The organism is Nocardioides lentus (assembly GCF_039529515.1).
Taxonomy (GTDB): Bacteria; Actinomycetota; Actinomycetes; order Propionibacteriales; family Nocardioidaceae; genus Nocardioides; species Nocardioides lentus.
Genome location: NZ_BAAAMY010000001.1, coordinates 183201 through 191757, shown reverse-complemented (window position 1 = coordinate 191757; position 8557 = coordinate 183201). Strand labels below are relative to the sequence as shown.

Sequence of the window (8557 nt, the reverse complement as noted above, 5' to 3'; positions counted from 1 at the left end):
GCCATCAACCCCGGCAGACGTCCGCTGAAGCGAGCGCGTACAGCTGAGCCGAAGTTGCCAGTGCCGAGCCCACCCGGAAAGCACTTCGAGTAGGTGTGCACCCGCAACCTGAGAAGCGCAAGACACCAGAGCCAGCGACCAGACTGTGGGCGCTCGGTTGCAGGTGGACGGACAGCACAGCTCTTCCCGCGGCATGGCTCACCCCGAGGGCCTAGCCGGAGGCAGCCCCTAGTGCCCCTGCAGCGATTCCCTACCTGGAGGGGCGGGTGACTTGGTGCCCTTCGAGTAGCGCATGCACATCACTGCCGCTCACGACACTGCGTTCAAGGCGCGCTTCAAGGACCACCGCAGTCAGGGCTGCGTGCGCCTCACGGTGTTGCCGAATCAGGGCCTTGGCTGTTCCGAGATCCTCACCGGTTACGTCCCCACCGTTCAGATCGCTATCCGAGGCGTACCGCCACCTGAACGGATCGCCAGGGCAGGTCTCCCACTCGGCTGCGGACCCACCAGCGGCGATCGTCCTGTCGGCTGGTCCGTCCGGGGAATCGGCGACAGCTGTCACTGCACCAAATTCACTGAAGTACGCCTCGATTCTGTCGACCGTGGCTCCAACGCAGTAGGCCACCAGGGCGTGCCCCGCTTCATGGGCGGCAATCCGCTCGTCGGAGAGTGGCTGGTCAAGAGCCAGGTCGCAGCGGCGACAGCGCTCGTCCCCTAGTCGGACCTCAAGGCCGCACTCAGGACAAGTACTAGGGGGAGGGTCTTGGGTCATGCGGTCAGTCTGACCTGACAGCTAGCGCCCTGCGAGATCTCACCTCGAACATGTGGTTGGCCGAGGCCATGGCGGATCATGCGGCGAGCACGACTGGGTAACCGATGCGCACGTGTAGGCGCCGGTGCGACCGCGGCCTGCTCCTCGGCTGAAGGCAGCGCAAGAGAATCCGGGCGAGCTAGGTCACCAGCGCCCAGGGAGGGCCGCAGGACTTGGGACGGACCCCTCGTTCGTCTGGGGCGGGTCCGCCCGCAGTCCCCGTCCCCCGCCGCGAAGAGTGAGCCTCGCACGGACACGAGCTCCTCGCAGGCTGCAATCCTCGCCATTCTCGGCTGCTGAAGCTTGGTCTATGGTGGCGCCAGCACTCAGTGGGGAATTAGTGTGCGACCGGAAGGGACTCTCCTGGCCCGCTTTACCGGTTCACCGCACGTGATTGGGGATTCAATGCATCAGCACCTATGACCGGCGCCCCGCCGGTCTGGAGGTAGCTTGCCCTCGGGCGCTGCTTCAGGCTGCTGTACTTCCCTGGAAAGAGGTCACCGTGACCTTCCCCATTTTGATCTTCTGCACCCTCCTCCTGGTGGGTCTGATCCCGGTCCTGGCGCTCATGGTGGCGCTCAAGGGTGTCCCGTCCGAACAGCGGGCGGAAGTGCTCACGGCCCTGAGTCTCGTCTTCGCAAAGCGGCCGCGGTTGTGGTCCGGCCTCCACCGCTGGGCCAAGGTGACGAAGCCCTAGCGTTTTTTGTCTTAGTCAGGTCAATGCGAGAGACCCAGGCTGTGGCGGTACGGGCCGCTCGACCGTCGCCGGGGCAATGTCAGGCGGCTCAGTTGACGTTGAGGGCCACCGCCCACGCCGGGGCGGCGGCTCGGGTTCGGACGTCCCCAGACGGTAGTTAGCACTTGACGTCGGCGGGCGGACGTCCCCTGTTCGCGGGGGCGGATGGGCTCCGCCCGCACCGTGGCCGATTCGACTGGATCGAGGCCGGCGTTCTGCCGAGGGGCTTGGCCCCGGTCCGTGTGTCGGTTGCGTCGCGCGTGCCGATTATGGCTCGCCGCACTCGAAGGTGGAGGCAAGCAACGATCTGATCTTCGTCAACAGGTACTGAGAGACGGTCCGACGGGCCGCCCACCGTAGTGGCTTCGCGGCGAGCCCCGTAGCGCATCGGGCCGGACCCGCCCCAGAACCAACCCAGAGACTGCGTCTCCGCCGCGAGTCAGACGCACGTAGCCGGTAGGTGGCCGCAAGACCTCTTATCCGCGCTCAGTGGGTCGGGTGCGAGCTCAGGCAGTTTCGTCGGTCCCAGGCTCTTCCAGCCATGCAAAGGCCGAGGAGACCGCTCGCTCATCGGTGTCGAGGATGCGGAAAGCCGTGCGCAATAGTGTGTAGAACTGGTCCACCCATGCGGTGGCGAGCTGGACGTTGCCGCCCAGGCTGAGCGAGAGGCTGGGGATGAGGTGTAGGCCGTGCAGGACGTTGAGGCAACGTTCCATCGCGTGGGTCTCGATAGACCACCACTCGGAATGCGCCACGCCGCTGGCTTGAGCGTAGGCCTGTCGATAGAAGTCAAGGAGGCCTGTCTCTTCAGCCATGCTGCGAATGGACTTGCCCTGGGCGAAGGTGTCTCGGGTGTCCACAACCCTGTAATCGATGATGTCGTGGTTGTGGCTGAGGCGTTCGAACTCCTGGATGGCTTCTTGGTATCCAGGTGTGCGTGCTTCCGCCGGCACCTCATCTGCAATGCGGGCATAGAGCTTTGCCTTGCCTGCGCCGTACTCCTGGTACTCGCGGTAGACGGTCGGATCCTGCTGCGCCATCCAGTGCAGGTAGATCTTGGTTTCGACCAACATTCGAACGATGTGGGCGCCGTGCTCCATACACCACAGATCGGGCGCCGTCAGCACCGCGATGAGATCTCGGCCCGCCCGCGACACCAGGCCCGAAACCACTTCTTGCCGCTCCTTGTCGTGCAACCGGGCGGGGGCGGTCTCCAAGGCTTCGACGAAGCTCGACAACAGGTCCATAACGAGCTGTCGTAGATGCGCGCCATCGGGCGGAACGGGGGTTGCGCGGCCGCCGATGTCGTCGGCCGCCGCAGGTCGGTCGTCCGGCGCGTCTGGCTCTGTGTCGGGCGAGGGAGGCGTTCCCGACGGCGCAGCGCTATCCGCAGCTTCTGACTCCGCCGTGGTCTCGTGAGTGACGCTGAACGCGCCATCACTGTCTAACGCGTGAGTGGTTTCGCTACCCATCTCCTTCTTGCGAAGGCACTGGGATGTCATCGAGTTGGCTCCCCAGAACACCCGCGCCCACTTGATGGCGTCGTTGAAGTAGTTCGGATCCTCGACTGTCAGCATCCCCTTATGTGCCCCCCATTGCGCACGAATGACCGTGTCCGCCTCGGACTTGGACTCTTCTTCGTAGGGGTAGGTCTTCAGGAGCTCGATGGTTTGCTGGTCTGAGGAGAAGGTGCCAGCTTGAACGGTGCTCCAGGTCCGGAGGCACTTCATCAGCGCCTCGCGGTGGTCGTCGTTGAGCGATTCGGAAAGTGCACGGCGTACGAGATCGATGTCGGCCTGATCGGGGGCGTGAACTCCGACGACGTCCGCAATCAGCCATGGGACCGGCATGTACGGATAGGACGTAAGCGCACTGCGCACGCCTTCGGAGAGTAGACCGTCTTCATCTGCTTGGTCCCGCACCACCGCCTTCGCGTTCGGGATCTTCACGGCTAGGCGGGCGAGGTTGGTCAAGCGACCATCGAGTGACTCAGCAACGAGGTCCGCCTGATCGTGCTCGGACAGCGCCTCCTGAACCGCCTTCTGCCATGAGACAAAGTTGCGGATCGCGTCATTGCCTTGTTCGGCTAGTACAAGGGCCGGCCACAGCAAGTCCGGGAGGTCGTCCTTGAACCAGTCTCCGATTATAAGGACTCCGGTCGCGGCCAGTGGCGGCGTGAAGACCCGGCGCCGGTGAACGTGTCCGGCCATGGGCCCGTCGTGCTGGTTCGGCTGAGGCATCGGCATGAGGGCAACCTATGAGAGGGGGCCGACATTGACCGCTTTAATCCTCGGGGACGCCCCGCCCGAACGACGATTGCAGGTCGACGTCCCACCTTCTCTTCCACCCTGCGCGCGGATCAACCCAATCGGTGCGTTTCGAATTGGGTAATCCGTCGCTGATGTCCCGTGGGGCAGGGCCCCACTTCAAACTACCGCGCCAGCCGCCGCCTCGTGTTCCCCAGGTGCACGCGCATCGCCGCCCGCGCGGTCTCGGTGTCCCCCGCGACGACGGCGTCCGCAACCTGCGCGTGCTCGCGTTGCACCCGCGCGACGTGTTCGGCCTCGGAGTGGGAGTGGGCGTCGCCGAGGCGGGTGCGGGGCAGCATGATCATCATCGGCCCGAGGGAGGCGAGCAGGTCGACGTAGAAGCGGTTGCCGGTGGCGGCGGCGATGGCGCGGTGGAAGGCGAAGTCGGCCTCGACGGCGTCCTCGGGAGCGGCGGTCTCGAGCTGGGCGAGCGCCGTACGCACGGCCTCGGCGGTCTCGGGCGTGACCGCCCGTGCCGCGAGGGCGGCGGCCTCGCACTCCACGCCGAGCCGGAAGTCGAGCATGGCCAGGACGTCGTGCTGGGTGCGGATGGCCGACGACTCCAGGCTGAACGTCGAGGGCTCCGGGACCGCGAGGACGAACGAGCCGCGTCCCTGGTGGGTCTCGACCAGGCCTTCGGCGCGGAGCTGGCCGACGGCTTCGCGGACCACCGTCCGCGAGACGCCGTACGTCTCGATCAGCTCCGCCTCACTCGGCAGGCGGGTGCCGGGGGCGAGCTCGCCGGCCAGCACCCGGTCCTTGAGGCCGCTGACGACGCGGGTGGCCAGGCCCCCAGGGGTCCTGCTCACGGGCGACCGATCGAAGCGGTCTCCTTGGTGAGGTCCCGCATCCGCTGGGTCAGGGTGAACCCCAGGCCCGGGCGGTCCGGCACCCACATCCGCCCGTCGCGGATCTCCGGCTTCTCCTCGAACAGCGGGGCCAGCCACTCGAAGTGCTCGACCCACGGCTCGGTCGGGTACGCCGCGGCGAGGTGCAGGTGGATCTCCATCGCGAAGTGCGGGGCCAGCGCGAGACCGGCGTGGGCGGCCAGGGTGGCGAACCGCAGGAACGGCGTGATGCCCCCGATCCTGGGGGCGTCGGGCTGCACGATGCCGCGGTAGCCGGCGTCGATGAGCGCCATGTGCTCGCCGACCGAGGTCAGCATCTCGCCGGCGGCGATGGGGGTGTCGAAGGTGCGGGAGAGGTCGGCGTGGCCGACGGCGTCCCAGGCGTCGAGCGGCTCCTCGATCCAGACCAGGTCGTGCTGCTCGAGCTCGCGGCACATGCGGCGGGCGCGGGCGCGGTCCCACTGCTGGTTGGCGTCGACCATCAGCGGCACGTCGCCGAGGTGGTCCTTGAGCGCGGCGACGCGGTCGAGGTCGGTGCGCCAGTCGGGCTGGCCGACCTTGATCTTGATGGCGCCGATCCCGGCCTCCAGCGAGGCGGTCGCCTTCTCCTTGATCTCCTCGACGCCGGCCTGGAGGAAGCCGCCGGAGGTGTTGTAGACGCGGCAGGAGTCGCGGTGCGCGCCGAGCAGCTTGGCCAGGGGCAGGTCGGCGCGGCGGGCCTTGAGGTCCCACAGCGCGACGTCGAGGGCGGCGACGGCCTGGGTCGCGACCCCGGAGCGCCCGACGGAGGCGCCGGCCCACATCAGCGACTCGTAGATCTTCGCGATGTCGGAGGGGTCCTGGCCGATGGCCACCTCGGCGATCTCGCGCAGGTGCGTGAACTGCGCCGGGCCGCCGGCGCGCTTGGAGTAGCTGAAGCCCATGCCGCGGTGGCCGTCCTCGGTCAGCACCTCGACGAACAGCAGCACCGTCTCGCTCAGCGGCTTCTGGCGACCGGTGAGCACCTTGGCGTCGCTGACCGGGTTGTCGAGGGGCAGGACGACGTGCGAGAGGGTCAGGTGACGGATGGCGTCGGGCACGGGATCACTCCTAGTTGTATGATGAGTAACGTAGTTATCGCATAAGTGGCGGGGAGGTGTCCAGTGGACCTGTTGACGGGCTTCGCCGCGGTCGTCGGCGTCGTGCTGGTCGGCGTGCTGCTCGGCCACCTCAGGCTGGTCGACGACGCCGGGCGCCGCACCCTGAACGACGTCTCCTTCTTCGCCGCCAGCCCCGCGCTGATGCTGCTGACCATCGCCGACGTCTCGATGGACGCCGACCTGCTCGCCAACGTGGTCGCGTCCGTCGCCTCCCTGGCGGTCGCGATGCTCGTCTACGTGCTGCTCGCGCGCCTCGTGCTGCGCCGCGACGGGGGAGAGGCCCTGATCGGCGCGCTGACGGCGGGCTACGTCAACGCCGGCAACCTCGGCATCCCGGTCGCCGCGTTCGTCGTCGGCGACGTCGCCGCCGTCGTGCCGACGCTGCTGGTGCAGATGCTCGTCGTCCAACCGCTCGCGCTGGCCTACCTCGACCGCCGCCGCGGGCGCGGCGCCGGCTTCTGGCCCGCCGTACGCCGGATCACGACGAACCCGCTCACCGTCGGCGCGGCCATCGGGCTGGTGCTGGCGCTCACCGGGTGGCGGCTGCCCGCGCTCGTCGAGGAGCCGCTGTCGCTGCTCGCGGGGCTGGCGGTGCCCGCGATGCTGCTGGCGTACGGCGTGGCTATGCGCCTCGCGCCCCCGGTCGGCGGGTCGGGCCACAACGCCGAGGTGGCCCTCGCGTCGCTGCTCAAGCTCGTCGTCCAGCCGCTGGTCGCGTGGGCCGTGGGGCTCGCCCTCGGCCTCGACGGGGTGCTGCTGCTCGGCGTCGTCATCGTCGCGGCGCTGCCGACGGCGCAGAACATCTTCGTGCACGCCTCCCGCTACCGGATCGGCGAGGACATGGCCCGCGAGACCATCTTCGTCACCACCATCGCCGCGCTGCCCGTCTCGCTGGTGGTGGCGCTGCTGCTGGGCTGACCTACCGCTGCGCCCGCGTGATCTCGCTGGTGAACCACGCCCCGAGCCGACCGCCGCGGTCGCGGCTGGAGACGACGATGCCGACCTCCCGGTCGAGCGTGGTCTCGACGCCGTCCAGCATCTCCCCGGGCGCCGGGCGCCACCCGTCGGGCTGCTCGTGGCGCTCGCTGGCCTCGGAGAACACCAGCGGGCAGCACGTGCAGATCGGGTCGTAGCCGGGCCCGGCGTACGCGACGAACGAGACCACCGGCCGCCCGAACAGCTCGCCCTCGGTGATCTCGCGAAGGTCGACGTCGTGGGACAGCTCGAGGGGGTCGAGCATCGCGCACCAGCGGTAGTTGGTCGGGTACGGCTCGACCGCCCGGACGTGCGAGGTCCCCGGCTCCTCGGTGTCGCGGAAGCGCCGGCCGGCGCGGACGTCGAGGCCCTCCAGGACACCGTGGCGCAGGCTCACCTCGAGGTGGTCGCCGTCCGAGGAGCGGTGGATGAGGTCGAGCTCGGACCACCGGGACGGCGCCGAGCGCGCCAGCTCGCGTACGTCGTCAGCCTCCACGGGGGTCAGCCTCTCAGGCGTCGCCGAACTCGGCGCGGCCCCGCGTCGCGGACGTGCCGAGGTCGCTCGAGGGGAGGTCGGCGCCGGAGCGGACGGCGTCGATCCAGGCGTCGGTGGTGGTGACGGCGGCGAAGTTGGAGTGCAGCAGCACCATCAGGGTCCGGTGGAGGTCCGCGGCCGAGACGCTGCCGGCCTCGTTGGCCAGGTGGATCGCGCCGGTGGCGTCGGAGAGGACCTCGGCGCCCAGGCCGCGGGCCTCGGCGTCCGCGGCCGTCGCGAGATCGCAGTTGTTGGTCATGAAGCCGACGATCGTGAGGGTGTCGACGTCGTGCTCGGCCAACCACTCGGGGAGGCCCTCGGCGGTGAAGGCGCTGCCGTGGACCTTCGAGCCGCGGTGGAACTCCGGGCGCAGCCGGCTCTCGACCTCCGGGTGCAGCTCCCAGCCGGGGGAGCCGACGGCGAACACCGGCGAGCCCTCCGGCAGCTCGTGCTGCAGCACGGCGACCGGCATCCCGACCTCGACGGCGACGTCGATGGCCCGCGCGACGTGGGCGACGCTCTCCTCCCGGGGCGGGTGCTGGACCTGCAGGGGCCCCTCGAAGTACTCGTGCTGCACGTCGACGACGATCAGGGCCCGGTTGGTGGCCACGGTGGTCTCCTCTGCTCGGATACGGCCCCAACGCCCCATGGGGTCCCGTGCTTCCGCGCGACCTGCCCGGGGTCGCGGTCGGCGGTGCGGTTGAGCACGGGTGCTCAGGCGCCCGGCCCGGCCCGCGCCCGACGATGGGCGGGTGAAGCCACGCGAGCACGACGACCCGACCACACGCACCGCGCTGCCGGCGTACGCCGTGGCTGCGCTCGGACCGCCGGCGGCGTGGCTGGCCTGGGTCTCGTGGTCGGACGGGAAGGCGAGCGACGCCTCGCACGTCGCCTGGTTCGTGACCGTCGCGCTGACCACGCTGGCGGCGGGCGCGCTCGTCGGCCCCGGACGCCTGCGTCGCGCGGTCGCGGCGGTGCTGGCGGCAGGGAGCACCCTGACGACGCTCTGGCTGTGGTGGTCGTCGTCGGCCGACAACGGGCTGTTCGTGATCGGACTCGCGCTGTGGCTGGTCCCGGTCCTCGTCGGCGCACCGCTGCTGGTGGCGCTCGGGGCGCGGGTCAGGAGGCCGCCCGGGGTCAGAAGGTGACCGTCGTCCGCGACGGGTCGGTCGGGTCCCGTCGGGGGCGGCGCGTCGGGCTTCTG

9 protein-coding genes are annotated in these 8557 nt (G+C 69.2%); 3 read left to right on the top strand and 6 right to left on the bottom strand.

Annotated elements, in window-relative coordinates:
- Positions 1 to 250: 250 nt before the first annotated feature.
- Complete coding sequence (locus ABD158_RS19235) at positions 251 to 772, bottom strand: M50 family metallopeptidase (protein WP_425573118.1); 522 nt, start codon at positions 770 to 772, stop codon at positions 251 to 253.
- A 541-nt stretch (positions 773 to 1313) separates the two neighbouring features.
- On the opposite strand from ABD158_RS19235, the gene ABD158_RS00870 reads away from it, so the two are divergent.
- Positions 1314 to 1508, top strand: coding sequence for a hypothetical protein (locus ABD158_RS00870; protein ID WP_344002365.1), 195 nt, complete (start codon positions 1314 to 1316; stop codon positions 1506 to 1508).
- 545 nt (positions 1509 to 2053) lie between these two features.
- Here ABD158_RS00870 and ABD158_RS00865 read toward each other — a convergent pair.
- The 3 genes from ABD158_RS00865 to ABD158_RS00855 form a co-directional block, all read right to left on the bottom strand.
- Complete coding sequence (locus tag ABD158_RS00865; RefSeq protein WP_344002362.1) at positions 2054 to 3793, bottom strand: DUF5677 domain-containing protein; 1740 nt, start codon at positions 3791 to 3793, stop codon at positions 2054 to 2056.
- A gap of 185 nt (positions 3794 to 3978) precedes the next feature.
- Positions 3979 to 4665 (bottom strand): FadR/GntR family transcriptional regulator, encoded by a 687-nt coding sequence (locus ABD158_RS00860; protein ID WP_344002359.1) that lies wholly within the window; start codon positions 4663 to 4665, stop codon positions 3979 to 3981.
- A complete protein-coding gene (locus ABD158_RS00855; RefSeq protein WP_344002357.1) occupies positions 4662 to 5783 on the bottom strand; it encodes an L-talarate/galactarate dehydratase in 1122 nt (373 codons plus the stop codon). The genes ABD158_RS00860 and ABD158_RS00855 overlap by 4 nt, the downstream gene beginning before the upstream one ends.
- Positions 5784 to 5846: 63 nt before the next feature.
- On the opposite strand from ABD158_RS00855, the gene ABD158_RS00850 reads away from it, so the two are divergent.
- Positions 5847 to 6761, top strand: a complete 915-nt coding sequence (locus ABD158_RS00850; protein ID WP_344002354.1) for an AEC family transporter — start codon at positions 5847 to 5849, stop codon at positions 6759 to 6761.
- Position 6762: 1 nt separating this feature from the next.
- Here the strand turns inward: ABD158_RS00850 and ABD158_RS00845 are convergent, their stop codons facing one another.
- Together ABD158_RS00845 and ABD158_RS00840 are read right to left on the bottom strand one after the other, a co-directional pair.
- Positions 6763 to 7314, bottom strand: a complete 552-nt coding sequence (locus ABD158_RS00845) for a hypothetical protein (RefSeq protein WP_344002351.1) — start codon at positions 7312 to 7314, stop codon at positions 6763 to 6765.
- Between the two features lie 13 nt (positions 7315 to 7327).
- Entirely contained in the window at positions 7328 to 7963 is a 636-nt protein-coding gene (locus ABD158_RS00840; protein ID WP_344002348.1) for an isochorismatase family protein, read from the bottom strand.
- A gap of 142 nt (positions 7964 to 8105) precedes the next feature.
- Between ABD158_RS00840 and ABD158_RS00835 the strand changes: the two genes are divergently transcribed.
- On the top strand, positions 8106 to 8501 hold the full coding sequence (locus tag ABD158_RS00835; RefSeq protein WP_344002345.1) for a hypothetical protein: 396 nt from the start codon (positions 8106 to 8108) through the stop codon (positions 8499 to 8501).
- The last annotated feature ends 56 nt before the right edge of the window (positions 8502 to 8557 follow it).

Bases quoted from the DNA above. Each gene is read 5' to 3' on its own strand.
- ABD158_RS00865 (WP_344002362.1), bottom strand. From the start codon at position 3,793: ATGCCGATGCCTCAGCCGAACCAGCACGACGGGCCCATGGCCGGACAC.
- ABD158_RS19235 (WP_425573118.1), bottom strand. From the start codon at position 772: ATGACCCAAGACCCTCCCCCTAGTACTTGTCCTGAGTGCGGCCTTGAG.